Annotated in this window: 26 protein-coding genes, 1 tRNA gene and 1 pseudogene; 14 read left to right on the top strand and 14 right to left on the bottom strand. The window is 56.6% G+C overall.

The annotated features are described in order from the left end of the window. Window positions 1-73: 73 nt before the first annotated feature. The 3 genes from Q1A43_RS03490 (at window position 74) to Q1A43_RS03480 (ending at window position 3,389) form a co-directional block, all read left to right on the top strand. On the top strand, window positions 74-1,246 hold the full coding sequence (locus tag Q1A43_RS03490; RefSeq protein WP_299932598.1) for an FAD-dependent monooxygenase: 1,173 nt from the start codon (window positions 74-76) through the stop codon (window positions 1,244-1,246). A gap of 185 nt (window positions 1,247-1,431) precedes the next feature. Then, window positions 1,432-2,400 carry an XdhC family protein gene (locus Q1A43_RS03485; protein ID WP_299932596.1) on the top strand — a complete coding sequence of 323 codons (969 nt, stop codon included), beginning with the start codon at window positions 1,432-1,434 and terminating at the stop codon, window positions 2,398-2,400. Further along, window positions 2,397-3,389: a molybdopterin-binding protein gene (locus Q1A43_RS03480; protein WP_299932594.1), complete on the top strand. Its 993-nt coding sequence runs from the start codon at window positions 2,397-2,399 to the stop codon at window positions 3,387-3,389. The genes Q1A43_RS03485 and Q1A43_RS03480 overlap by 4 nt, the downstream gene beginning before the upstream one ends. Window positions 3,390-3,501: 112 nt before the next feature. Here Q1A43_RS03480 and infC read toward each other — a convergent pair whose 3' ends face one another. Further along, window positions 3,502-4,047, bottom strand: coding sequence for a translation initiation factor IF-3 (gene infC, locus Q1A43_RS03475; RefSeq protein ID WP_366140060.1), 546 nt, complete (start codon window positions 4,045-4,047; stop codon window positions 3,502-3,504). A 201-nt stretch (window positions 4,048-4,248) separates the two neighbouring features. Here infC and Q1A43_RS03470 point away from each other — a divergent pair, with 201 nt between their 5' ends. Then, complete coding sequence (locus tag Q1A43_RS03470; protein WP_299932592.1) at window positions 4,249-5,328, top strand: hypothetical protein; 1,080 nt, start codon at window positions 4,249-4,251, stop codon at window positions 5,326-5,328. 69 nt (window positions 5,329-5,397) lie between these two features. Here Q1A43_RS03470 and Q1A43_RS03465 read toward each other — a convergent pair whose 3' ends face one another. From Q1A43_RS03465 to cobA, 7 genes and pseudogenes are all read right to left on the bottom strand, one after another. After that, window positions 5,398-5,826 (bottom strand): hypothetical protein, encoded by a 429-nt coding sequence (locus tag Q1A43_RS03465; protein ID WP_299932590.1) that lies wholly within the window; start codon window positions 5,824-5,826, stop codon window positions 5,398-5,400. Between the two features lie 88 nt (window positions 5,827-5,914). Beyond that, window positions 5,915-6,766 (bottom strand): ferredoxin--NADP reductase, encoded by an 852-nt coding sequence (locus Q1A43_RS03460; protein ID WP_299932587.1) that lies wholly within the window; start codon window positions 6,764-6,766, stop codon window positions 5,915-5,917. A 119-nt stretch (window positions 6,767-6,885) separates the two neighbouring features. Then, complete coding sequence (locus Q1A43_RS03455; RefSeq protein ID WP_299927288.1) at window positions 6,886-7,266, bottom strand: DUF934 domain-containing protein; 381 nt, start codon at window positions 7,264-7,266, stop codon at window positions 6,886-6,888. Then, window positions 7,263-8,072, bottom strand: coding sequence for a phosphoadenylyl-sulfate reductase (locus Q1A43_RS03450; RefSeq protein ID WP_299932584.1), 810 nt, complete (start codon window positions 8,070-8,072; stop codon window positions 7,263-7,265). Before Q1A43_RS03450 ends, Q1A43_RS03455 begins: the two co-directional genes overlap by 4 nt. A gap of 4 nt (window positions 8,073-8,076) precedes the next feature. Beyond that, complete coding sequence (locus tag Q1A43_RS03445) at window positions 8,077-9,753, bottom strand: nitrite/sulfite reductase (RefSeq protein WP_299927284.1); 1,677 nt, start codon at window positions 9,751-9,753, stop codon at window positions 8,077-8,079. Between the two features lie 23 nt (window positions 9,754-9,776). Then, window positions 9,777-10,076: a DUF2849 domain-containing protein gene (locus Q1A43_RS03440; protein WP_299927283.1), complete on the bottom strand. Its 300-nt coding sequence runs from the start codon at window positions 10,074-10,076 to the stop codon at window positions 9,777-9,779. Continuing rightward, a pseudogene (gene cobA, locus Q1A43_RS03435) lies at window positions 10,076-10,819 on the bottom strand (uroporphyrinogen-III C-methyltransferase); the annotation flags it as partial. The gene Q1A43_RS03440 and the pseudogene cobA, both read right to left, overlap by 1 nt. A 214-nt stretch (window positions 10,820-11,033) precedes the next feature. Here cobA and Q1A43_RS03430 point away from each other — a divergent pair. From Q1A43_RS03430 to Q1A43_RS03405, 6 genes are all read left to right on the top strand, one after another. Further along, window positions 11,034-11,489: an Lrp/AsnC family transcriptional regulator gene (locus tag Q1A43_RS03430; protein WP_299927281.1), complete on the top strand. Its 456-nt coding sequence runs from the start codon at window positions 11,034-11,036 to the stop codon at window positions 11,487-11,489. A 28-nt stretch (window positions 11,490-11,517) separates the two neighbouring features. Continuing rightward, window positions 11,518-13,323: an ATP-binding protein gene (locus Q1A43_RS03425; protein WP_299932581.1), complete on the top strand. Its 1,806-nt coding sequence runs from the start codon at window positions 11,518-11,520 to the stop codon at window positions 13,321-13,323. Continuing rightward, window positions 13,320-14,546, top strand: coding sequence for a sigma-54 dependent transcriptional regulator (locus Q1A43_RS03420; protein WP_299932579.1), 1,227 nt, complete (start codon window positions 13,320-13,322; stop codon window positions 14,544-14,546). The genes Q1A43_RS03425 and Q1A43_RS03420 overlap by 4 nt, the downstream gene beginning before the upstream one ends. 270 nt (window positions 14,547-14,816) lie before the next feature. Continuing rightward, a complete protein-coding gene (locus Q1A43_RS03415) occupies window positions 14,817-15,821 on the top strand; it encodes a DctP family TRAP transporter solute-binding subunit (RefSeq protein ID WP_299927276.1) in 1,005 nt (334 codons plus the stop codon). 82 nt (window positions 15,822-15,903) lie between these two features. Continuing rightward, the gene (locus Q1A43_RS03410; RefSeq protein ID WP_299927275.1) at window positions 15,904-16,632 is read left to right on the top strand and encodes a TRAP transporter small permease; all 729 of its coding nucleotides are present in this window, start codon (window positions 15,904-15,906) and stop codon (window positions 16,630-16,632) included. Between the two features lie 4 nt (window positions 16,633-16,636). Next, the gene (locus tag Q1A43_RS03405; protein WP_299927273.1) at window positions 16,637-18,013 is read left to right on the top strand and encodes a TRAP transporter large permease; all 1,377 of its coding nucleotides are present in this window, start codon (window positions 16,637-16,639) and stop codon (window positions 18,011-18,013) included. Window positions 18,014-18,201: 188 nt separating this feature from the next. Here the strand turns inward: Q1A43_RS03405 and tpiA are convergent, their stop codons facing one another. Then, the gene (tpiA, locus tag Q1A43_RS03400; RefSeq protein ID WP_299932577.1) at window positions 18,202-18,945 is read right to left on the bottom strand and encodes a triose-phosphate isomerase; all 744 of its coding nucleotides are present in this window, start codon (window positions 18,943-18,945) and stop codon (window positions 18,202-18,204) included. A 108-nt stretch (window positions 18,946-19,053) separates the two neighbouring features. Here tpiA and Q1A43_RS03395 point away from each other — a divergent pair, with 108 nt between their 5' ends. Then, a complete protein-coding gene (locus Q1A43_RS03395; protein WP_299932575.1) occupies window positions 19,054-19,950 on the top strand; it encodes a 2OG-Fe(II) oxygenase family protein in 897 nt (298 codons plus the stop codon). A 10-nt stretch (window positions 19,951-19,960) separates the two neighbouring features. On the opposite strand, the gene Q1A43_RS03390 is transcribed toward Q1A43_RS03395, so the two are convergent. From Q1A43_RS03390 to Q1A43_RS03375, 4 genes are read right to left on the bottom strand one after another with little or no spacing between them, the layout of a single operon-like run. Further along, complete coding sequence (locus Q1A43_RS03390) at window positions 19,961-20,344, bottom strand: iron-sulfur cluster assembly accessory protein (protein ID WP_299927266.1); 384 nt, start codon at window positions 20,342-20,344, stop codon at window positions 19,961-19,963. A 29-nt stretch (window positions 20,345-20,373) separates the two neighbouring features. Then, window positions 20,374-21,120 carry a DUF3307 domain-containing protein gene (locus Q1A43_RS03385; RefSeq protein WP_299927263.1) on the bottom strand — a complete coding sequence of 249 codons (747 nt, stop codon included), beginning with the start codon at window positions 21,118-21,120 and terminating at the stop codon, window positions 20,374-20,376. A 37-nt stretch (window positions 21,121-21,157) separates the two neighbouring features. Further along, window positions 21,158-21,766 carry a MarR family transcriptional regulator gene (locus tag Q1A43_RS03380; protein ID WP_299932573.1) on the bottom strand — a complete coding sequence of 203 codons (609 nt, stop codon included), beginning with the start codon at window positions 21,764-21,766 and terminating at the stop codon, window positions 21,158-21,160. A 49-nt stretch (window positions 21,767-21,815) separates the two neighbouring features. Beyond that, a complete protein-coding gene (locus Q1A43_RS03375; RefSeq protein WP_299932571.1) occupies window positions 21,816-22,178 on the bottom strand; it encodes an SUF system Fe-S cluster assembly protein in 363 nt (120 codons plus the stop codon). A gap of 150 nt (window positions 22,179-22,328) precedes the next feature. On the opposite strand from Q1A43_RS03375, the gene Q1A43_RS03370 reads away from it, so the two are divergent. Both Q1A43_RS03370 and Q1A43_RS03365 read left to right on the top strand, forming a co-directional pair. Continuing rightward, window positions 22,329-23,126, top strand: a complete 798-nt coding sequence (locus Q1A43_RS03370; protein WP_299932569.1) for a winged helix-turn-helix domain-containing protein — start codon at window positions 22,329-22,331, stop codon at window positions 23,124-23,126. Between the two features lie 106 nt (window positions 23,127-23,232). Next, window positions 23,233-23,793, top strand: coding sequence for a tetratricopeptide repeat protein (locus Q1A43_RS03365; protein ID WP_299927252.1), 561 nt, complete (start codon window positions 23,233-23,235; stop codon window positions 23,791-23,793). Between the two features lie 28 nt (window positions 23,794-23,821). On the opposite strand, the gene Q1A43_RS03360 is transcribed toward Q1A43_RS03365, so the two are convergent. Next, the gene (locus Q1A43_RS03360) at window positions 23,822-24,589 is read right to left on the bottom strand and encodes a polysaccharide deacetylase family protein (RefSeq protein ID WP_299932567.1); all 768 of its coding nucleotides are present in this window, start codon (window positions 24,587-24,589) and stop codon (window positions 23,822-23,824) included. Window positions 24,590-24,860: 271 nt separating this feature from the next. Between Q1A43_RS03360 and Q1A43_RS03355 the strand changes: the two genes are divergently transcribed. Continuing rightward, window positions 24,861-24,937 (top strand) — tRNA-Asp (locus Q1A43_RS03355).

The following is a 24,937-nucleotide window of genomic DNA, read 5'->3' as shown; positions in this document are numbered from 1 at the left end:
TGCGCTGTTGCGATACAAGACATGAGCGCCGGGGCTGTTGGCTCCGGCGTTCTGCTTTTTGAGGGAAGATATCATGGCATTGGACGGCACAGGCGTCACCATTATTGGCGGCGGAATTGGCGGTTTAACAGCGGCATTGGCCTTGCGCGCCAAGGGGGCAAATGTCCGTGTTTTGGAACAGGCCGATGCCATTCGCGAAGTCGGGGCAGGAATCCAAGTTTCGCCCAACGGGTTTCGCGTGCTTGAGGCGCTTGGCTTGGACCGCGCGTTTTGTGACATAACTGTCGCCGGGCAGGCGGTATCGCTCCGAGATTATAAACAGGGGCGGGAAGTGCTTCGGCTCGACCTGTCCAAACTTCCCAAGCAAGATAGCTATCGCTTTGTGCATCGTGCCGAATTTGTTGAGCTTTTGGCCACGGCGGCCCGAGAGGCCGGGGTTCAGATCCGGCTTTTGCAACAGGCCGAAACAGTGCAACCCGGTGCGAAACCACGTGTAGAAATGGCCAATGGTGATCAGTTCGACGATGATCTGGTGATTGGTGCGGATGGGCTGCATTCGGTACTGCGCCCGGTTTTGAACGGTGTCGAAGCGCCGTTTTTCACCGGGCAAGTCGCTTGGCGCGCCGTGGTGCCTAATGTGATGGGCCATCCGCCCGAGGCGCGTGTTCATATGGGGCCGGGCCGGCATTTGGTCAGCTATCCCTTGCGGGGCGGCGAGGCCGTGAACCTCGTTGCGGTGGAAGAGCGCCGTGAATGGCAGGCCGAAGGATGGAGCCACATCGACGATCCCGCGACACTGCGCGCCGCGTTTTCCAGTTTTGGCGGTATGGTGCCAGAGATGTTGCACGCGGCCGATAAACCCGGTGTTTGGGGGCTGTTTCGTCATAATGTTGCGCGCAAATGGCATGGTAAAAACGTCGCTTTGATCGGGGATGCCGCGCATCCAACCTTGCCGTTCATGGCACAGGGCGCGGTGATGGCGATGGAAGACGCTTGGGTCTTGGCGGATGAGTTGGACAAAGCGCAGGACAATGCAAGCGGTTTGCAGGCCTACCAAAACCGTCGTCGGGATCGAGTGGTCAAGGTTGTCGAAGCCGCCAATGGCAATGCTTGGAAGTATCATCTTAGCAATCCTTTGACCCGAGGGGTCGCGCATCTTGGCCTTGGGGTGTTGGGACGTTTTGCACCAGAAAAAATGCTTGGTCAGTTTGACTGGATCTACAAACACGACGTGACCAAAGGTTAGCCCGGTCGCTAATGGCCGCGCCAAGGCGCGCCAGTTCCAGCGGCCCCCAACCTGACCTTCCCCCGGACCCGGGGGAAGGAAGCTTGCCTCAATCGACCCCTTGAAAAAGATATGGAATGGCAGACTTTAGGAGGGGGCGACTTTGGTCACACCCATGTTAAAACTTGGGTTAGGAGGAGTGGGTGATGGATCGGTTTGACGGGATACCTGAACAGGCCTTGGCCTGGCATCGAGGCGGCCAAGGTGCGGTTTTGGCCACGGTGATTGAAACCTGGGGGTCTGCGCCACGTCGTGTCGGGTCGCAATTGGCCATATCCGGCACCGGGCAAATCGAAGGGTCGGTTTCTGGCGGCTGTGTCGAGGGGGCTGTGATCGTTGAGGCGATGGAGGCGTTGGAAGACGGCGAAGCCCGGGAGCTGGAATTTGGCGTTTCGGATGGGGACGCTTTTGCCGTTGGATTGGCCTGCGGCGGGACCATTCGTGTGTTGCTCGAACCAATAGGGGCGGTCCTCCCTGAAGAAATGTTGCAACAGCTCGTTGCGGCCCGTGCGGACCGGCGCGCTGTGGCTTATGTCGTTGATTTAGATAGCGGATTGCGACGAATTGACGGGACTGGTCACAAGGATCGCTTTCGCATGGACCGCTCTGGATTTGAACCAGACAGCCGGGTTTTTGTCGCCATTCACAACCCGCCTTTGCGACTAATCGTTGTTGGCGCGGTACACATCACACAAGCCCTGTTACCCATGGCGCGCATTGCCGGATATGATCCGGTGATCATCGATCCGCGCGAAACATTCGGATCCGAAGCGCGGTTTCCCGGGGAACGTATCGTGCATGATTGGCCGGACGAGGCGGTGCAGGCGCTTGGGCTTGATGGGCGTACTGCGCTGGTTTTGCTCACTCATGACCCAAAACTTGATGATCCCGCTTTGACGGAGGCCCTTCGGTCAGGGTGTTTTTACATCGGCGCATTGGGGTCGACGCGAACCCATGCAAAACGCGTGGCGCGGTTGCAAGAGGCCGGATTTACGGCGGATGACATCGCGCGCATTCATGGCCCAATCGGTCTTGATCTAGGGGCGGCTGGCCCGGCCGAAATTGCGGTCTCGATCCTGTCAGAGATGGTGCAAGTGCTTAGGAAAGGCGCATGAAATTTGGACCAGTGCCGTTGGACGATGCGCGAGGTGCCATTTTGGCGCATTCCGTCTCCTATTCCGGTGGGCGGCTTCGTAAAGGCAGGGTGATCGAGGCGGCGGATCAAGAGGTTTTGGCACGGGCTGGGATCACAGAGGTGACGGTTGCCCGATTGGACCCTGGTGATATAGGCGAAGATCACGCGGCAGAGCGTTTGGCACGGGCTCTGGTGCCGGACCCGGAATTGGCGGGTCTCCGCCTTGGAAAGGCGGCAACTGGCCGTGTGAATATCTACGCGCAAGATATTGGTGTTGTTGAGGTTTTAGCGGATCGTATTGATGCGTTAAACGCATTGCATCCAATGATAACGGTCGCCACGGTACCTAAATGGCAACGCGTGTCGTCGCGCAATATGGTGGCGACGGTCAAGATCATCGCCTATGGGGTGCCCGAAGCGGCGCTGGACGCGGCCTGTTTGGCGGGGCAGGCTGGTTTACGGTTACGCCGGGTTGCCTGCAAATCCGCGTGCTTGATCCAAACCACTGTTGATGCAGGGGAAAATGGCGACAAGGGCTATAGTGCAACCAAAGATCGATTGGATCGTATGGGGGTGGCGCTGTCTCCAAACCAAGTTGTGGCCCATGAGATCGATCCGCTCGCCACGGCTTTGAAACAGGCCAACGCCGATATCCTGTTGATCCTGACGGGGTCCGCCACGTCGGATGCTTTGGATGTCGCCCCGCAAGCCTTACGTGCTGCGGGGGGGGAGGTGACGCATTTCGGGATGCCGGTTGATCCCGGTAATTTGCTGTTCTTTGGGCATTTGCAGGGCAAGCCGGTTATTGGCCTGCCCGGATGTGCAAAGTCGCCTGCGATGAATGGGGCGGATTGGGTCTTAGAGCGGTTGCTCTGTGGCGTTCCGGTTACCTCGCAGGATATCGCTGGAATGGGGGTTGGCGGGTTGCTCAAGGAGATCCCACAGCGCGGGCGTTTGCGCGACGCTTAAAAAACATCTGGTTGCTCAACCCGTAAGCAAAAGGCAGTTTTTACTGCTGCACGAAAAAACCCGCCGGGAATCGGCGGGTTTCTCATTTCTAGTGCTCAACCAAAAGGGCAGATTACTTGGGCAGCGGCCCAATCATCATGACCATCTGACGGCCTTCCATCTTGGGCATGTTTTCGATCTTGCCCAGGTCTTTGACGTCCTCAGCAACACGCTCAAGCAATTCGCGACCAAGCTGTTGGTGCGCCATTTCACGACCGCGGAAACGCAGGGTCACTTTGACCTTGTCACCGCCTTCAAGGAACTTGAAAACATTGCGCATCTTCACATCATAGTCGTGGGTATCCGTGCCAGGACGGAACTTTACCTCTTTGACTTCAATGGTCTTTTGCTTTTTGCGGGCTTCGGATTCACGCTTTTGCTGTTCGTATTTGAACTTACCGTAATCCATGATCTTGCAGACCGGCGGATTGGCGTTGGGGGAAATCTCAACGAGGTCCAAACCTGCCTGTTCGGCCATTTCCATGGCGCGGTGCGGGGTGACAACGCCAACGTTTTCACCTTCTGCGCCGATGAGGCGGATTTCATTGGCACGAATACGGTCATTCACGCGGGGGCCAGTGTCGCGCTGTGGTGGCGCGTTATGCGGTCGGCGGGCTATGGGTTTGCTCCAATTATGGTCTCAATCAAGGCGGCAAGGTAAACTTGACGACGCGCTCTTTCAAGCGGCAAATCGCCTTGCTTGCTGCAGAATATGCGTCTTTCCCCCTTGCGGTGCTTTCAAAGCAACGTCAAACCCGGTCTCGGAAGCGCGTGGGGGAGTCGCTCGCGCTAGTTTTGATGTATTAGCAAGGAGTTCGACATGAAGAAGTTGATCCTGATTATTGTTGCAGCCGTCGTCGCAGCGGGTGGGTACTTTTTGTATTCTGGGCAGTCTGCCAAGGATATGGCCAAAGAGGCAACCGCCGCCGCTGGTGACGCTGTAAAGGATGTGGCTGATACTGCAGCCGAAGGGGCCGAGGCCGTTGCCGAAGGTGCGGCGGAAGCAACAGAGAGCGTAACCGATGCGGTTGATGCGGTTGCGGACAAGGTTGACGAGGCCGTTGCCGATGTCGCGGATGCAGCGGACGACGCTGTTGAAGCAGTTGAAGGTGTCGCTGACGATGCCGCTGCTGTCGCGGAAGGGGCAGCGGATGCGGTCAAAGACGCTGCGGATGGTGCCGCTGATGCCGCTGTTGAAGCTGTTGCTGATGCCGTTGAAGGCACTGGTGCTGTTGGAGACGCGGTAGTAGATGCCGCCGCTGACGCTGCCAATGTGGCCACAGATGCGGTGACAGACGTTGCCGATTCTGCCGCTGACACAGCCGCCGAAGCAGTTGACGCCGTTGCAGATACCGCTGCTGAAGCTGCCGATGCTGCTGCAGACACAGCCGCCGAAGCTGTAGACGCCGTTGCAGAGCCCGCCGCCGAAGCCGCCGATGCTGCTGCAGACACAGCCGCCGAAGCAGTTGACGCCGTTGCAGAGCCCGCCGCCGAAGCCGCCGATGCTGCTGCAGACACAGCCGCCGAAGCAGTTGACGTCGTGGCAGAGCCCGCCGCCGAAGCCGCCGATGCTGCTGCAGACACAGCCGCCGAAGCAGTTGACGCCGTTGCGGAGCCCGCCGCCGAAGCAGCCGATGCAGCCGCAGACACAGCTGCCGAAGCTGTTGAAGCCGTTGCAGAACCAGCCGCCGAAGCTGCGGATGCAGCAGCTACGCCGGGGATTACTGATCTATTGACCGTAGAAGGGTTCGACTACGACAAAGTCGCCGAATATATCGATGGGTCAGAGCTGAACATGGTTGCCAAAACCGGTGCCAAAGCTCTGCTGGAACAAGCCAAGAGCAACCCAGACGGGCTCGCGGGCATTCTGGACCAGCTCAAGGGCGCGCTTGGACTGTAAGCGAACACCAGCTTAAAAACAAAGGCCGCGGGAATTCCTCGCGGCCTTTTTTATTGGTCAGGACCGCGATTAAGACGGGGTCGCGGTCATAAAATTATCAGACCGATCTTCCAGAACATGCAGGAATCTCAGGAATTGGTCCCAATCCTCAGTATGTGACTTTGCCCGTGCGGCCACATCGCGCTGACCTTTGGCGACGTCAATCATATCGACCTGAACAGAGGCGTTGTAGGGTTGACCGGTGACCTGAGCCAGATGATCCAAAAAGCTTTTGCCAAAACTGGCAAGCATGAGCATCTCTGCGTTAACCGGCTGGCCGGCTTTTGCCATATCCTCAACAAAACTGTCGATTTCAGTTGGGGAAATTTTGCGAACATCGTAGCGCGTCAAAAGATGATCAAGCTGCAACCGCTTTGCTTTGATCGCAGAAAACGCGCTCGACACAGGGTTCGGCGACGTTTTTGGGGTTGCTTGCGTTTTGCGGGGGGTGGTGTCCATTCTGGCCTCCAAGTTACGTTGGAGCAAAGAGGCCAGAAAGAAGTGCATATCGGGTTAAGCGGGCCAAAATCGGCCCAAAAAACCGGTTTTAGTCCAAAAACGCCTTTTCAACGACGTAATGTTTGGGGTCCGAATTTGCCCCTTCTTCAAGGCCATATTCTTCGAACATCTCTTTGAGTTCGAGGTTGAAGGCCAGATTGCCACAGATCATCGCGCGATCGGTTTCGGCGTTTAGAGGCGCAACACCTAAATCCTTGAAAGCTTCGCCTGAGCGCATCAAATCAGTGATACGGCCCATCTTGGGGCTCTCTTCGCGGGTGGTGGTCGGATAGTATTTAATCTTCTTCCAGAAACCTTCGCCGATCACTTCGTTGAGCAATTCGTCGGTTTTCAAATCTTCGATCAGATCATGACCATAGGTTAGCTCGCCCACTTCGCGGCAGGTGTGGGTGATGATGACTTCATCGTAATCTTCATAGGTCTGCGGTTCACGCAGAAGCGAGGCAAAGGGCGCAAAACCGGTGCCGGTGGCAAAGAACCAGATGCGTTTGCCGGGCAAGAGCGCGTCATGCACCAATGTCCCAACCGGTTTGGGGCGCAAGATGATCTCATCGCCCACCTTGATGTGTTGCAAGCGTGAGGTTAGCGGGCCGTCCTGAACCTTGATCGAATAGAATTCCAGCTCTTCGTCCCAGCTTGGCGACGCAATCGAATAGGCGCGCAGCAAAGGCTTTTCCTTGCCGGTCTTTTCGTTCATCGCCATCAGGCCAATCATCACAAATTCGCCCGAGCGGAACCGCATAGAGGCGGGGCGGGTGCAGCGGAACGAAAACAAACGATCCGTGTAATGTTTGACTTCGGTTACGGTTTGCGCATCCGGCATCGCCGGCTTTTTGGCTTCTTTGACGGGGGCTTCGGTCACTGCGGTCATCTCTGTCATGATTCCTTTGCCGGTTTATAAAACCGGTAACTCAGATTTAGCTTTGATATATGTCAGGTAAAAGCCGCTGCCAGTTCGAAATGACTGGCAACGGCTTAATTACCCAAACGATTGGAGGATTAACCGCGCATCCGCGCCTGATAATCATGCTCTTGCCAATTGGCGCGGGCGGTCCAGTGGTCTTCTGGCTGACGGGCGGCCAGATCGTCATCGATCTCGACCTCATCAAAGCCTGAACGCCGCGCCATGGCGTATTGTTCGTTGATCACATGGCCCTTGGCGCGCAACCGGCCGGTGTAGCCACGCAAGCGCAACAGGCGGGCAATGGTAAAACCCCGCCCGTCGGCAAAGCTTGGGAAATCAACGCGGATGATCTCGGCGTCGTCAAAGGCCACGGTGCTGGCATCGACGTCAGACGTCAAATCAATTGCGGTTTCACCGTCAAATGCGCCGGTCCAGTCATCTGCGGCAAAGCCGCTGTCGGTCACGATCACGCTCATGCCGTTTCTCCTTGTGTCTCACCTTCGGCGGGTGCGCCGGGGCGTATTGCACGACCATCCACAAAATGAATGCCGCACTCTTCTTTCTCTTCGCCGCGCCAGCGACCCGCTCGGGGGTCTTCGCCGGGCTTGACCTTGCTTGTGCAAGGCAGGCAGCCAATGCTGGGATAGCCTTGGGCCACCAGCGGGTGTTTGGGCAGGCGGTTTTCTTCCATATAAACCCGCACATCATCGGGGCCCCAATGGGCCAATGGATTGACCTTGATCCGGCCTGTCGCCTCTTCAAGCTCAAAGAACTCGAGGTTGGCGCGCGACGCGCTTTGGTAGCGCTTGCGACCGGTGATCCAACCGTCAAACCCATTTAGCGCCTGTTCCAATGGCTGGGTCTTGCGAAGATCACAACAGCGATCCCGGTCAGAAAGTTTCAAGGCTCCATACGGGTCATGCTTGTCCAGCACGGCCTGACTGGCCCGGATGATCTGCAGGTTTTCAAGATGCAGCCGTTCGGCAAGCTCCTGTTGGTAAACCAGCGTCTCGGCAAACAACAAACGCGTGTCGATGAACAAGATCGGCGTCTTGCGATCCACCATCGCCACCAAATGCAAAAGCGCGACGCTTTCTGCCCCAAAGGACGACACCATGGCGATGCGTCCGGCTTCGGGGTCGCGTAGGGCACCTTCAAGCACCGCTGTTGCGGAGTGATGGCGGTAGCGGGCGTTCAGGGCCTCTACGCGTTCCTTAAGGGCGTCCCAATCGGGCACCGCCCCGGTGTTGCGGCCGGGAAATCCGGCAGATGTGTTTGTCATCGGATCAGGCTGCCTTGGACCGTTTGTTTGCCTCTTCGCCATACAGCGCCTCTTTGAAGGGCGGCATGCCAATGCGGCGATAGGTTTCAAGGAATGTCTCATCCTCGTTTAGACGCTGATCCATATAGGCCGCGATCAGACGTTCAATCGCAGGAACAATCTCATCATAGCCAAAGCCGGGGCCGGTACGTGTGCCAATTGCGGCGGTTTCGGTATGATCGCCACCCAAGGTGATCTGGTAGGTTTCAACGCCACCACGATCGAGACCGAGAATGCCGATATGCGCCACGTGGTGATGACCACAGGCATTGATGCAGCCCGAGATTTTGATCTTGAGATCACCAATGTCGTTTTCCAACTTCAGCTCGTCAAACCGCGTGGCGATTTGTTGGGCCACCGGGATCGAACGGGCCGTCGCCAAGGCGCAATAATCCATACCGGGGCAGGCGATGATATCGCTGATTTTGCCGATATTGGCAGTGGCAAGGTCATGCGATTTCAGACGCGCGTGGATTTCCGGCAGGTCGTCCTTGTGAACATGCGGCAGAACCACGTTTTGCTCATGGCTTATGCGTAGCTCGTCATGGCCAAATTCCGATGCGATATCGGCCATAATGCGCATCTGTTCGCTTGTCGCATCACCCGGTGTTTCACCGTGTTTCTTGATCGAAATCTGCGCGATGGCATAGCCGGGGGCTTTATGCTCGGACAGGTTGGTATCGGCCCAGCTGCGGAACACCGGATCGGTGTTATAGGCACGCTCAAAGCCCGAAACCGAACGCTCAGCGAACTCAGGCGCGGTGAAATGTGCTTCAATCGCCTTCAACTGTGCTTGATCGGCCCCTTTGTAAAGCGGCTTGATCTCTTCAAAGCGCGCTTCGGTCAGGCGCTGAATCTCTTCGATGCCATGTTCATGCACGGTGATTTTGATGCGGGCTTTGTATTTGTTGTCGCGACGGCCAAGGATGTTCCAAACCGACACAACCGCTTCGGAGTACGCCAACAGATCTTCCTGCGGCAGGAAGGCGCGCAGTACTTTGCCAACCATCGGCGTGCGGCCCAGACCGCCACCCACGATGACTTCGAAACCGGGTTCACCGGCCTCATTGCGCACCATGCGATAGGCCAGATCATGCGCTTTGGTCACGGCGCGATCATTTGGCGAACCGGTCACGGCAATCTTGAACTTACGCGGCATGAACTGGAATTCCGGGTGATCGGTCGACCACTGACGCAGCAATTCCGCATAGGGGCGCGGATCGGCGATTTCATCGGCGGCGGCCCCGGCGAAATGATCCGCGGTCACGTTGCGGATGGTGTTGCCCGATGTCTGGATGGCATGCATCTCAACCTCGGCCAACGCGTCGAGCATTTCGGGAATATCACCCAGTTTTGGCCAGTTATACTGAATGTTCTGACGCGTGGTAAAGTGGCCGTAACCTTGATCCCAACGATCGGCAATATCGGCCAGCTTGTGCATCTGGCGGCTGTTGAGCGTGCCATAAGGAATGGCAACGCGCAGCATATAGGCGTGCAGCTGCAGGTAGACACCGTTCATCAAACGCAGCGGCTTGAACTCATCTTCGGTCAACGCCCCCGACAGGCGGCGATCCACCTGAGCACGGAATTGGCGGTTACGTTCGGCAACAAAGGCCGCGTCGAAATCGGAATAGCTATACATGGCTGGTCTCCTGCGGTCTGTGCTTAAACAGCGGCTTGTTTGCCGTGGAAGTAATTCGAAGGCCCGCGACGGCGGAACTCTTCGCGAAAATGAACTGGCTCGGGGCCGTTTTCACCGGCTTTCATATCGGCCAGATAAACACCAACAACGATGTCATGCTGGGTGCTGGCCTCAACCAGACGGGCATCGGCGACGGCCTCATCGGTGATGAGATCGGCCTGGGCCAAATCGCGCACCCAAACATCATTGGCGTCCAGATACACAACATCCCCTTCGGCAAGGGCATTTGCGGTGATAACTTTGGGAGTGAAGGCTTTGGCCATCAGGCAAGCTCCTGCTTTAAAACGGGGTGGGTGGCGGCATCGCGCGGGGCAAGGCCCCAAAGCATCAAGGCCGGTCCGGTTGGGTTGGCCTGCTCAACGGCGTCAGGCAAATTCAATAGCGTGGTGGCCAGAACGGTCTGATCGGCGCGGCTAGCGTTCTCGACCACGGTCACGGGTGTTTCGGGGGCGGCCCCATGCATCAACAAACGGCCCTGAATGAACCGCGCGGCGCGTTTGCCCATATAGATGGCCGCCACTTCGCCCGATCCGGCCAAAGCGCGCCAATCATGATCGGCAAAGCCCTTCATGTCGTGACCGGTCAAAATTCGCGCCGAGGCATTGCGCCCGCGTTTGGTTAGCGATTGACCAATAGTGGCCAAGGACGCCGAGGCCGCCGTGATGCCGGGCACGATGTCATAGGCGATATCATGGGTTTCTAGCGCCTCGATCTCTTCGTCAAGGCGGGCGAAAACGGTTGGGTCGCCGCCTTTGAGGCGCACAACGTTATATCCCTTTTGAGCGTTTTCAACGATATGGGCGTTGATGGTCTCTTGGGGGGTGTGGCTGCCAAAGCCCTTCTTGCCGACCGGAATAAACTTGAGCGCCGATGTGGCCAGACGTACAATGTCACCTGAGACCAAACCGTCATGGATGACAACATCGGCCTCCTGCAAGGCGCGCAACGCCTTGAGCGTTAGCAAGTCCGGATCACCCGGACCAGCGCCAACAAAACGCACCAGACCCGGGAGACGGGCAGGGCGCTTGGGGCGCAGGTTGGCTATGATCTGTTTCAGGGGCATATTGGCCTCGGGATGTGTTGTTTGGCTGTTTCTTGCTTCCAATATAGGAAATTTTCCCTAGGTGTTGCCAGATCGCTGGGCAAATAAGGAATGATGTTCTAAAGTGACCTTCGAACTGGAGCGCGGTTCCTGAAATCGCCAAAAACAGGAACGATGCATGAAGATCGACGATACAGACCGGAAAATCCTTGTTGCACTGCAGCGAGATGCCTCACAATCTTTGGATGAAATTGCCCGCGAAGTTGGCTCTTCGAAGACCCCGGTTTGGAATCGCATCCGAAAAATGCGCGAGGCCGGCGTCATCGGTGCGCAGACGGTTGTCTTGGACGCCGAGGCGCTTGGATTTGAGGCGACATTCTTTGTTCTGATCCGCACCTCGGAACACGAATCCGATTGGCAGCAAAAGTTTCTCGCCGCGCTACAGGCGCGCCCCGAAGTGCAAGAGGCGCATCGCCTTGCCGGTGATATTGATTATATCCTCAAAGTGCGGGTCAAAAACGCCCGCGCCTATGACGAATTCTACCAAGCCCTTATTTCCGAGGTGAAGGTCCACAACGTCACCGCCTTGCTATCGATGGAAGAGATCAAGGCGACCACGGCCTTGCCTTTGTAGGGGCGCGTGAAGGGTGCTAAAGAACCTCATGGCAAAAGTGACCTTCAACCGCGGCTGGGCCGTTGTGCTGTATTTGGCCTGCGTCGCGGGGCTAAGTTGGGGGGCATGGAGCTATGGCTATAGTCAGGCGCTAGGTCAGCTCTCGGCACGGGGAGAGGCCGATTTGGCCTTGGCTTCGGATCGCCTGGTGGCCGGTTTATTGCGCTATCGCTCGACGGCTGTGCTGCAATCGGATCATCCGGCACTGGCCGGGTTGCACAGGGGCGACCGGCCCGAGGCGGCCAATCAATTGCTTTTGGAAACAGTTGATAAAACCGGCGCGCTGACGGCCTTCTACCTTGATAACGAAGGCACGGTTTTGGCGTCCTCGCACGACGGCGGCCCGACGAGTTATGGAAAGAGCCGGTTTTTTCAACGCGCGCAGGTGGGGGCCTTGGGGGCCAGTCACGGGGTGAATGATCGGTTCGATCGCCGGGCCTATTACTTTGCCGCGCCCAGTTTCGCGCCCGGAGGTGGCGTGCGCGGCGTTTTGGTGGTTGCCGTTGACATTGATACTCTGGAACAGGATTGGCGCGCCTCAAGACCAACGGTGTTTTTCAGCAATGACAAAGGGCAGATATTTGTAACAAGTCGCTCTGAATTGCTGTTTTGGCAAAGGGGGATGCGGGGTTTTGTTAATCCAACGGGGCAAGTTTACGATGTCGAACGAATGCGCGTTCATGGCTTTGACATGTGGCACCAAGCCCTAAGTCCCTATGTGCCGACCAAAGCGATGTATTTGCGCCAACCCTTGCCAGTTATTGGTATGACCGGAGAGGCACTTTTGGACGTACGTCCAGCTCAGCGCCTTGCCGGTTTGCAAGCGGCGGTTGTTGCGACCTTGTTTTTGGGGCTGGGGGCGTTTTTGCTATATGCAGGCGCTCGGCGTCGGGCTTTGGCTAAGGCAAATCAGGCCCTAGAGGGGCGTGTCAAAGAGCGAACGGCGGATTTGGAGCAAGCCAATACCGCGCTGCGCCACGAAGTTGTGGAGCGCGAAGAAGCCGAGGCGGCTTTGCGCAAAGCGCAAGCAGACTTGGTGCAGGCTGGCAAGCTTTCGGCCCTTGGTCAAATGTCCGCCGGTATCAGCCATGAGTTAAACCAACCTCTTATGGCCATCCGCCAATATGCCGAAAACGGTGAAGCTTTTTTAGACCGAGATCGACCAGATAAAGCCCAAGAGAACCTTGCCCGGATTAGCCAATTGGCAGCGCGAGCCGGGCGAATTATCACCAATCTGCGCGCCTTTGCCCGCAACGAAAACGAACCGATGGGCAAGGTGGATTTGGTCTCAGTGATCCAATCCGCAGTAGAGTTGACCGAGACGCGGTTGAGAAATGATGGGGTTGAGCTTGCTTGGACTCCGAGCGTCACCGGTGGGCCGGTTTTTGCCCGTGGCGGCGAGGTGCGGCTTAGTCAGGTCTTTGTGAATTTGATCAATAATGCCGCTGATGCTATGGCGGGCTTGGATCGAAAACAGATAAGAATTTGCATTAATAATGGTCCGCAACTCTCTGTTACAGTGACAGATTTTGGGCCGGGTATTGATGATACGGACCGGATTTTCGAACCGTTTTATTCGACGAAGGAAGTTGGAGAAGGCATGGGGTTGGGGTTGTCGATCTCTTATGGGTTGGTGCAAAGCTTTGGCGGAGCAATCCGAGGCACCAACAGCGCCGAGGGCGCAGTTTTTACGGTTGAGCTAGATTATTGGTGCGAGGATGGTGACGCCGCTCAGGCAAAGCCTGTCGCCCCGCCCGCCATCCCGCAATCCGCAATCAAAACAGGCGATAGATGATGAGAGTTTTGTTGGTTGATGACGACATCGAAGTACGTGATGCTTTATCGCAAACTCTTGAACTGGCGGATATTTCTGCCTTTACGGCGGGGTCCTTTCTCGAGGCTAAAGATCACATTAACTCAGATTTTGAGGGTGTCATTGTCTCAGATATTCGGATGCCAGGTCGGGACGGTTTCCATCTTTTGGATCACGCTAATGGTCAGGACCCAGACCTGCCGGTGATCTTGTTGACCGGTGAGGGGGACATCCCTATGGCGGTGCGGGCCATGTCGATGGGGGCCTATGGGTTTTTGGAAAAACCCTGTTCTTCCAAAGATTTGATCGCCGTTGTTCAGCGCGCTATCCACACCCGAAATATGGTTTTGGAAAATCGACGCCTAAAGGCGCAGTTTGAGGCCAGCGATCCAGCGGCTCGTTTGATTTTCGGTATTTCACCACAGGCGGATGCCTTGCGGCTCCGCGCCCGCGCGGCTGCGCAAGCCGGGGCGGATGTTTTAATCACCGGCGCGCCGGGCTCCGGTGTGTCAAAAATCGCCGAGGTGATTCACCTTGGCTCGATCCGCGCCAAAGGCCCGTTTGAAAAGCGAGCAGCCGCTGATCTGACCCGCGCAGAGCTTCATGACCTTTGGGAGCAATGTAGTGGCGGGACGCTTTTCCTCGATGAAATCGGGGCGTTGTCGATGGATGCGCAGATCGCGATGATGGATTTGATGGAGCGCGGCGGGGCCAAGCTTGTTGGCGGCACGACGTTAAACCTATCGGACCTTGTGCAGCAGGGGCGTTTTTCACCGGATCTGTTTTACCGCCTTGATGTGATGACCCTGCGCATACCGGCATTAAGCGAGCGCCCCGAAGATATCCCGGTTATTTTCCGTCACTATGTTGCTCAAGCCGCCGAACAAGCCGGGCAACCGGTGCCAGAGATTCCCAATGATTTGCTGGCCGATTTGATGGCACGGGACTGGCCCGGAAATGCCCGGGCGCTGATGTCAGAGGCCATGCGGCTGGTGTTGGGGTTGGGGCAGGCCGGTCCGGCGCAGAGCAATGACCTTGGGCTGGCTGAGCGTTTGGCTCAGGTTGAACGGTCGTTTTTGGCGGAGGCGTTGGGCAAAGCAAGTGGGCAGGCCCGCGCGGCCGCCGAAGCATTGAAACTGCCGCGCAAGACCTTCTACGACAAGCTGGCGAAACATGGGCTCAAGCCCGAAGATTTTCGCGACTAGAAATATTCGAATCACGATTCGGTTATCTTGTGCGGATTTCCGCACAACCGGCGCTAACGCATGTGCGGGTTTTCGCACAACCCTACTCTGGTGCTGTTTTCTAAACTGCTCAATTCGAGGGCAACCTTCAGAATTTACGACATAAAACTGATCTATTTGGGCGAGATGCCTTCGTGGCTTGATCCGATTCGTCCCAGAGGGCTTTGTTAACCCGTCAGCCACCCGAGGAGGGGTGGCGCAGTCATAATTCAACTTTTGGGGAGGATACCCATGAAGAAGTTCCTGATGTCCGCTGTTGCGGCCACCGCTCTGATGACAAGCGCAACCGGTGCCATGGCGGCCTGTGATGATGGCGAAATCGTCATCAAATTCAGCCACGTGACCAACACCGACAAACACCCAAAAGGCATCGCAGCGAGCCTGCTGGAGCAGCGCGTCAATGACGAGATGAACGGCAAAGCCTGCCTTGAGGTTTTCCCTAACTCGACCCTGTACAATGACAACCAAGTGCTTGAGGCGATGCTGAACGGTGACGTTCAACTGGCCGCGCCGTCGCTGTCCAAGTTTGAGCAGTTCACCAAAACCTTCCGGTTGTTTGACCTGCCTTTCATGTTCAAAAACATGGATGCTGTGAACGCGTTCCAGAACTCTGACACCGGTCAGGCGATGAAAGAATCCATGACCCGTCGTGGTCTCTTGGGTCTGGCGTTCTGGCACAATGGCATGAAGCAGATGTCGGCCAACAAGCCGCTGGAAGCTCCAACCGATGCTGCGGGCCTGAAGTTCCGCGTTCAGAACTCCGAAGTTCTTAAGGCACAAATGGCCGCACTTGGTGGCTCGCCCCAGCCAATGGCCTTCTCCGAAGTTTACGGCGCGCTGCAAACCGGCGTTGTGGATGGTCAGGAAAACACCTGGTCCAACATCTACGGCAAGAAGTTCTTTGAAGTTCAGGACGGGACCACCGAAACCAACCACGGCATCATCGACTATATGCTCGTGACGTCGACCGACTTCTGGGACAGCCTGCCAGAGGATGTTCAAACACAGCTGGCGACAATCATCTCCGAAGTCACCGAAGTGCGTAACGGCGAAGCCTATTCTGTGAACCAGGCGGCCAAACAGGCGGTTATCGATGCCGGTGGTGTTGTGCGTCAGTTGACTGAAGAACAGCGTGCCGATTGGGTTGAAACCATGAAGCCCGTTTGGGAGCAGTTCAAAGACGACGTAGGTCAGGAAAACATCGACGAAGCGCAAAAAGTTAACGCGATGTACTAAGGCCCCGCGCCTTATCTCATAACCCGGCCCACATCGGTTTGGGCCGGGTTTTTCATATCCTCTTTGGACAGTGGAGGGCGGGATGTCTGATCATTCCCACAATCCCTCATTGCTCGGCGGTTTTATCGACGAGCTTGAGGAAAGTTTTATCGCGATCATTCTGGGACTGATGACAATCATCACCTTTGTGAACGTGATTATCCGTTATGTATTCAATTCCGGCTGGTGGCGCGCTTTCGAAGGTGTGATCGGCATCGAGGCTCCGCGCTCGATGATCTGGGCGCTTGAGGCAACCAGCTTCTTGTTCGCTTGGCTCGTTCTATTTGGCATCAGCTACGCGGTGAAAAAGACCGCCAACCTTGGGGTCGACGTCATCCTCAACATGGTCTCGCCAACGGCGCGCCGCACCCTAAGCTTGGTTGCCGCCGCCATTTGCATCGCCTACGCGGCGCTCTTGCTTAAAGGCGCATGGGATTATTGGGCACCTTTTGCCGGGTTTGACGCCACCTCGGGGCGTTGGTTCCCCACCGGGTTCGCCGATAGCCGCGATCAGGCTTGGTATGAGGTCGACGATATCCGCATCCCTGAATGGCTGCGCTTTATCGAGCCGATCTTTAACCAAGGCGAATCTTACGAAAAGATCCCGCGTTTTATCCCGTATTTCATCTTGCCCTTTGGCGCGGCCCTGCTGCTCTATCGTTTCTGCCAAGCGGGTTGGAAAATCTGGACCGGCCATCAGGAGAGCCTGATTGTCAGTCACGAAGCCGAAGATGCGGTCGACGATGTCGCCCATCTGAATCGCGAGGATTGATCCCATGGATGTCGCAATTCTTTTCATGATGGTCATTGGCCTGATGCTGATTGGTGTGCCAATCGCGGTGTCATTGGGCTTTTCCTCCATCCTTTTCCTCTTGGTGTTGTCTGACACCTCGCTGAGCGCTGTTGCGCAAAGCTTTTTCCAAGCGATGGCGGGCCACTACACGCTTCTGGCGATCCCGTTCTTTATTCTGGCCTCGTCCTTTATGTCGACGGGCGGTGTGGCGCGGCGGATCATCCGCTTTTCCATTGCCATTGTTGGGCATTTTCACGGTGGACTGGCGATTGCGGGTGTCTTTGCCTGTATGCTTTTTGCGGCGCTGTCCGGCTCTAGCCCGGCAACGGTTGTCGCCATCGGCTCTATCGTCATCGCCGGGATGCGTCAGGTCGGATATACCAAAGACTTCGCCGCCGGCGTTATCGCCAACGCGGGGACCTTGGGTATCTTGATCCCACCTTCGATCGTGATGGTTGTGTATGCCTCTGCGGTCGAAGTCTCGGTCGGACGGATGTTCCTTGCGGGCGTCATTCCGGGCCTCTTGGCGGGCACCATGCTGATGATCACCATCTATGTCATTGCGCGGGTCAAAAGCCTGCCCAAAGGCGAATGGCGCGGTTGGGGCGAGGTGTTCGAATCCGGTTTTGATGCGATTTGGGGCCTGTTCCTAATCGTGATCATTCTGGGCGGCATCTATGGCGGTATCTTTACCCCCACAGAAGCGGCGGCGGTGGCGGCGATCTATGCCTTCTTCATCGCCAACTTCATCTACCGCGATATGGGGCCTTTGGCGGGCAAAGACGGCGCGCCAAACAAATCCCTGTTGTCCAAACCCATCGCGATTGTGACGGCGTTCTTCCACAAGGACACCAAAGACACGCTGTTTGAAGCGGGCAAACTGACCATCACCTTGATGTTCATTATCGCCAACGCTTTGATCCTGAAGCATGTTCTCACTGATGAGCAAATCCCACAACAGATCGCCGGTGCGATGATCAATGTTGGATTTGGCGCGGTGATGTTCCTGGTGATCGTCAACATCATCCTGTTGATCGGTGGCCAGTTCATGGAACCGTCGGGTCTGATCGTGATCGTGGCACCTCTGGTGTTCCCAATCGCGATTGAGTTGGGCATCGACCCAATCCATCTCGGCATCATCATGGTGGTCAACATGGAAATCGGCATGATCACACCTCCGGTCGGTCTCAACCTGTTTGTGACCTCAGGGGTGGCGGGCATGCCAATGATGCGGGTTGTGCGCGCGGCGCTGCCATTCTTGGCTGTGCTCTTCGTCTTCCTGATCATGGTGACCTACATTCCATGGCTGTCGACATATCTGCCGACCAAGTTCATGGGCCCAGAGATCATCACCAACTAATCGCACTCAAAAAGGAGCGCTACCGCGCGCTCTTTTTACGAAACTGGCAAGGCGACGTTCCAAATTGGGGCGTCGTTTTGTTTTGTGGAGGAGGGAGGTTACCTGCCGAAATGAAACGGGGTATTGTCTTTGTCTTGCCGGATAAACTCCGGGGAGTGTGAGGGGCTAACCCCTCACTTTTGTTTGCATCACAGGCTGGCGTTTAAGGCCTTGATGATTGGGTTGAAATCCGCGGCCGTAAGGGACGCGCCGCCCACCAAAGCCCCATCGACATTGGATACCGCAAAAATTTCATCGGCGTTGGAGGCTTTGACCGAACCGCCATAGAGCAGGCGAACCGAGCGGCCAACACCGGCCCCAAAGCGGCGCTCAAGTTTGGCACGGATGAAATCATGCACTTCACCGATTTGGTCGGTGGTGGGGACTTTGCCGGTGCCAATGGCCCAGACCGGTTCATAAGCCACAACAAGGTTCAAACCCGTGGCCCCATCCGGGATCGAGCCCGCCAATTGGCCGCCGATGATATCTAGCGTGTTTTGCGCTTCTCGTTCCGCGAGGGTTTCACCAACGCAAACAACCGCGATTAGATCGGCCTCCCACGCGGCGATGGTTTTGGCGCGCACATCGTCGTCTTGTTCGTCGTGATCGGCGCGGCGTTCGGAGTGGCCAAGGATCACATGGCTGGCTCCGACATCGGCGAGCATCGCGGCGGAAATATCACCCGTATGTGCACCCGAGGGTTTTGCGTGGCAATCTTGCCCGCCAATGGCAATGTCGCCGGAAACGGATTTGGCCCCTGTAATCAACGGGCTAGGGGGGCAGATCAACACATCGATGTCACCTGTGACCTCCTCTGTCATGGCCTTGATTTCGGCTAATGCAGCGGTGGTGCCGTTCATCTTCCAGTTGCCAGCGGCGAGTTTACGTCTCATGGAATCTCCTGCTTTGTTGGCGCTATCATCGCCGGGCGGTGATGCTGGTCAAGCCCAGTTGCGCGTTTGGATATGTCATGCCATGAAACACGGGCAGGAGGAAAGCGTATGATCCCGAGATTGGATGCCCAAAAGATCGCAGCCCGTGATGCCGACACTCTTGACGCGTTGCGTCGCGGTGCAGAGGAGACCGGGTTTCTTGTTTTGTATAACACGGCCATTGGATCGGAACAGTTTCGTGCGGTGATTGACACCTATCGTACATTTTTTGCCCTGCCAGAAGCGGAAAAACGCAAAATCGACATGGCGGAAACGGGTTCAAACCGGGGATGGGGCGCGCCCAAGGCCGAGCAGGTCGATCCGAATGCAAACCCCGATTACAAACAGGTTTTTGACTGTGGCTTTGAAATTCCGGGTAGCGATCTATCGGTCTATGCGCCCAACCTGTGGCCCTCTGATCCGGCCGATTTTAGACCGGTGATCGAGGCCTATTACCAGTCGGCTCTTGCGGTCGCGATGGATATTTTACGCGGGATTTCCGCCGCCATTGGTCAGGAGTCGCACTATTTTGACGATAAGTTTGACCGACCCATGGCCCTTTTGCGAGGCAATTACTATCCGCCACGGCCGGTTTGGGCCGGGGACAAGGATTTTGGCATTGCCGCGCATACGGACTATGGCTGCTTGACCCTGCTTGGCACCGATGGCGTGCCGGGGCTTGAGGTCCAATTAAACGATGGCACCTGGTTCCCGGTTCAAGCGGAACCGGGCGCGTTCATCATCAATTTCGGTGAGATGCTCGAGATGTGGACCAAGGGCCGGGTCAAGGCGACGCTCCACCGGGTCAAAGGCTCAGCTCAGGAGCGCATATCGGTGCCGCTGTTTTTCAACCCCAACCACGACACCAATGTCGCGCCCTTGGGGTCGGATCAGGTCATTCGCGCCGGGGACCATTTGCAAAAACGGTTTAACGAGACCTACGTTCACCTTAAGAGTGGCTCGTAAGGTTTTGAATTTAGGCGTCGCCTTGCCGTTCGGCCTCTAGTTCGGACACATCCTTGAATTTGATCGATTCACCGCATCCGCAGGCGTCAGTCACGTTGGGATTGCGGAACTTAAAGCCGCTTTCCAAAAGTGAAGTTTCATAATCAATCTCGGTTCCGAAAAGGAACATCTGCGCCATCGGGGCGATCATCACCCGTGCACCATCCTGTTCGACCATTTCGTCATTGGGGTCGGCGGTATCAACATAGTCCATGGTGTATTCCATGCCCGCACAGCCGCCCTTCTTGACGCCAATGCGCAGCCCGTGACGCCCGTCACGTTCCATCAAGCGCGAAATCTGTTTGACCGCCGCTGGGGTCATGGACACGGCCTGTTTTCCCGGAATGCTGAACATAGGATACCTCTTTTCCTCAGACTTCCTATTTAGGGCACGCGCGATGCAATCTCAAGAAGGGCAAGCGTGCTATATGTTGCGCCCAGCGCCCAAGCAAAGGACGCCATGGTGCCGATAATGACATATTCACTGGCTTGGCGGCCTTGTTTGGCGGTGTCGAGCCGTAAAACCGACTTGGCCGCGATCAAAAAACCGACGCCGCCGGGCTGACCAATTAGCACCAGCAAGAAAATCATGCTGCGTTCCAGCCAGCCTATCAAGCGCCCGGCGTCGGGCAACCCGACCTCGGGGATGTCGGCCACAGCTTGATAGCGCGCGGTTAACATTCCGACAACATAGCCACCTGCAGTGACCGATGTGATAAACCCCGCCAAAAGGATCACCGGGGGCAGGGCGATCGGCGCGTAATCGGCCCATATCCCTTGGGAAATCGCGCCGGGCCACCAGACCGCCGCACAGATCAGCGTGATCATATGGGCCCCTTGGTCGATCATAAACGCCGTTAGGCTGCTGCGTATCTGGGCCGGAAGCGCCCATGTTTTGATCGCATCAATCACCAAATGCGCCAGCGCCACGACCAATGCCACCTGCCATATCCCGCCAAGAAAAACAGTCGACAAGACAAAGACCACCGCAATATGCAGCAGCAACACCATGGGTTTTTGCTTGTGCTGCACCATCCAATTGGTCTGAAATGTAAAATCAGCCAGAACATGGGCCAACAACAGCGCCGCAAAGCTTTGGGCAACAGCCGGATCAATCGGAAGAGGTAGCATATTCACCTTCTTTGCCGCAAAGGAAGTGTTTTCGGTTTCATCTTGGGTGTTCCCAATCTTTGATGGCTTGATCAAGCGCCGGAAAACCTGCGCCCCAAAGCGCTTGGTTGACGGCGGGGCGCGACACGCCTAACCGCTTTGCCGCGTCTTCGCGCGGTCCGGCATCGGGGGGCAATAGTTCACACAAGGAGCGCGCTTGTGCCTGCGTCCACCCCTGTGCAATGTGATCGGCTAGCACCACGGTGGCATTCAACGCTCCACCCGCGGCATGCGCCATATGGGTATGACCCGAAATGCGATCCAACAACCGGCCCGAAGACACAAAAACCGGCCCATGTGCGCTATTGATGTCTAGGTTATCGGGGAGCTGGCCCTCTGCGGTCGCGATTGCGATACGGGTCGTCATGGTCTTGTCGAGGCGTCGCAAGCAGGCCCGTATATATAGCGCAGCTCGCAATCCGCGCGATGGAGTGCCCAGCGCCAATTGCCAACCATCGCCGCTATTGCGGCCAAAGAGGCAAGGAGCGCTGTCCCAAGCGGAAATGACAAGCGCCGCGTCAGACAAAGCCTCCATAGCCCGGTCCAGCGCAGCGCTGTCTAGTTTTGTGGAATCGACGATATCGCCAGTAAGAACGGTGAGGGTCATGAGGAAGTCATATCACTTTCTTTTCTAAAAAGGAAGTGAAAAGGCCTTCTTACATGAATCCCAGCTCAAGCCGTGCTTCGTCTGACATCATTTCCATGCCCCAGGGCGGTTCCCATGTCAGCTCGACATCGACGTGTTTCACACCAGGCACCGGCTCAATCGCCTCTTGTACCCAGCCCGGCATTTCGCCCGCCACGGGGCAGCCCGGCGCGGTCAGGGTCATGATAACGCGCACTTCGTTTTCATCATTGATCTCAACGGTATAAACCAAACCAAGATCAAAGATATTCACCGGGATTTCCGGGTCAAACACAGTGCGGCAGGCCTCGACAATTGTGTCGTGCAGCGGGTGCTCTGTGCTAGACGGCGCAATCAGCGGCGCGCCTTCCATTTGGGGGCTGGCATCAGTCATTGCCGGTCCTTCCGAGTTATTCTTGAGAAAAACATATAGGAAAAGCAGGGGCCGGGGTAAAGGGCCGACCTTTGCCGCATGGTCTTTCTTGCTGCGACCTCTTAGCCTAGCGCGAAAATGACAATAGCCCAAGGTAGAAGCCAAGGTTTTATGAAACAGATACTTTCACTTGGGGCGCTTCTGGCGTTGTGGTCGGGAGCAGCACTGGCGGCTCCGGTTGATGAAATGGTGCAAAAACTGCCCAAAACCGTGCAGGAAACGCGGCTACACATTGCCGAAACCCCTGAATTGCTTGGGGTGATCCGCTGGGATGATGCCGGTCAGGTGATTTTCCCACCAAATGGCGTGCCCCATCATAGCGATTCTATTGTGCTCAATAACGAGGCGGAGCTGCGCGCCATCAGCCAAACTGCCGGGGCGGGCAAAACCGTAGCTAGCACGCTATCGCCGGACCGCCTGTATCATTGCCGCTCGGAACCGGCCCTGTGCCTTGTGCTCGATGCCGAAGCGATGGGCACGCCGGCCTCGGCCGACGACCCGTATTTTGCCTATTTTGAAAAGGTCATGGTCTGGTTCTATGTGATCATCGCCGTGTTGTTGGTTGTGGTGATTGGGTTTTTCTGGCTGCTGCGCCGCCGTCCCGAAATCCCGACTGATCCCGAAAGCTTTGCCATTGGGCCCGTTACAATCAACCCACGCCGAAGCAGTTGCGTCGTTAACGGCACCGAAGAACAGCTCACCGCCCGTGATATCGCGATCTTGCGCAAGCTGGCCGATCATCCCGGTGAGGTGGTAAGCAAGGACGCGCTTTATGACGCCGGGTGGGGGCGGGATTACATGCCCAACTCTCGCGCGCTTGATCAACATCTACTCGGGCTGCGTCGCAAACTGGGCGAGGCCGAGTTGATCGAAACGGTTCATGGTCAAGGCTATAGAATCGCGGGCTAACCCACCAGAACATCGATTTTGCAAAACTTTTGCATCTCTCTTGCACGGCTCTGACACCTGTCAGGGCCGTTTTTGCTTGTCTGGCGCAAAGATAGGAGGACACCCCATGTTGCGATTCATTTTCATGCTGTGCTTGGCCGCTCCGGTCAGCGCCCAGACCTTTACCACCGAAAACTATGATCCCGGTGACGATGATGGGGTTTTGAACCCCGAAGAATTGTCGATGCGCGGCGCGCTTGATCGGATGCGCTATGGCGAACGCCATCCCATGATGGGAATCATCGGTTACGGGGCCGCGAAAGAAGGCAACCATGCTGTCGCCCGCGAGATTTTTGAGGAGCTGAGCCAAAATGGCGACGTTCAGGGCATGACGTGGCTAAGCTGGATGGAAGACAACGGCCTTGGCGCGCCGGAAAACCCCAAAGCCGCCGCCGAGTTGGACCGCCGCGCCATGGAACTTGGCTCAGAGGTTGCGGCGTTTAACTATGGGCTTGATCTGATGCGCGGGCGCGGCGTCGCCATGGATCAAGACGCCGGGCGGCAAATTATCGACAAGGCCGCCAAAATGGGCAGCGCAACGGCTCAGCACCTCATCGACAATGATTACGATCTCGATTCGGTGACGCCGGACGCCGACAATTGGAAGTACGAACAGAACTTTTTCTAAACACGCGTCGCCAAGGCGGGCAGGGGGCTTACCCCTTGCTCACCACCCGGCGAAAGTTGCGTTGCTGCCAAAGCGGCCAGCCCATCATCTGACTAACCGTGCCAAACTTAAGGCCACGCGCCGTTAACCCATCAAAGGTATTGGGCATGGCCCGCACGGTGCCTTTTTGGATGTCATGGCTTAGGATGATCGCTCCGGGGCGGGAATGGCGCAGGATTCGCTTGGCCACGACGCTGGCACCGGGACGACGCCAATCTTCCGGATCCACCGACCATAGAATCGTCGGCAGGTTGCGTTCATTATAGAGCATGAGGCGCTGACGCTTGGTGAAGGACCCATAGGGGGGGCGGAACGTGACGGGTGGCCGCCCGGTCACCTTGTAAATCGCATCAGTGGTGCGGTCGATTTCCGACAAAACCGAACTATTCGACCGTTTCGCAAGATTCGGGTGCGACCAGCTGTGATTGCCGATCTCATGGCCCTCATCGGCGATGCGTTTGACGATATCGGGCCAGGTCACGACACGATTCCCAATAAGATAGAACGTAGCGCGCAGATTTCGCGACTTGAGCATATCCAATAGCTTTGGGGTCAGGCTGGGATGGGGCCCGTCGTCAAAGGTCATGGCCACAACCGGCGTGCTGGTTTTCACCGCCATCACCGTGGCCGCATCTCGGCGGGCCACGTCTTTAGGAAGCGAAATCGCAGGGGCTGCGGCTTCGGCAAGGGTTGGCTGCGACAACACGCACGCAGCGGTACCAGCGGACACAAAGGTCCGGCGGGAAAAAACAGTCATAGGGGGCCATCCTTGGCAGAAAATGGCGGAAAAAGCAGATAGGATAGACAAGAGCCTGTCATCCGCTTGATGCGCAAGGTGATTTTGTCAAAAATGTGGCGGGATGCTCGCATCGTGGCCGCGATGACACGGTGCCCTAGGGGCGGTTTTCAGCGCAATTTTTCCCCAAGTGAAATTAGCTGCAAAAAGGTTGGGAAATCTGCTTGACGGCACCCGGACCTAACCCTAAAAGCCCTCTCACGCCACGGCCAATACGGTCAGGCGGCAGTGAGCGGTTGTAGCTCAGATGGTTAGAGTACCGGCCTGTCACGCCGGGGGTCGCGGGTTCGAGCCCCGTCAACCGCGCCA

Source organism: uncultured Pelagimonas sp., assembly GCF_947498515.1.
GTDB lineage: Bacteria > Pseudomonadota > Alphaproteobacteria > Rhodobacterales > Rhodobacteraceae > Pelagimonas.
This window is presented reverse-complemented; position numbering and strand designations above follow the sequence as displayed.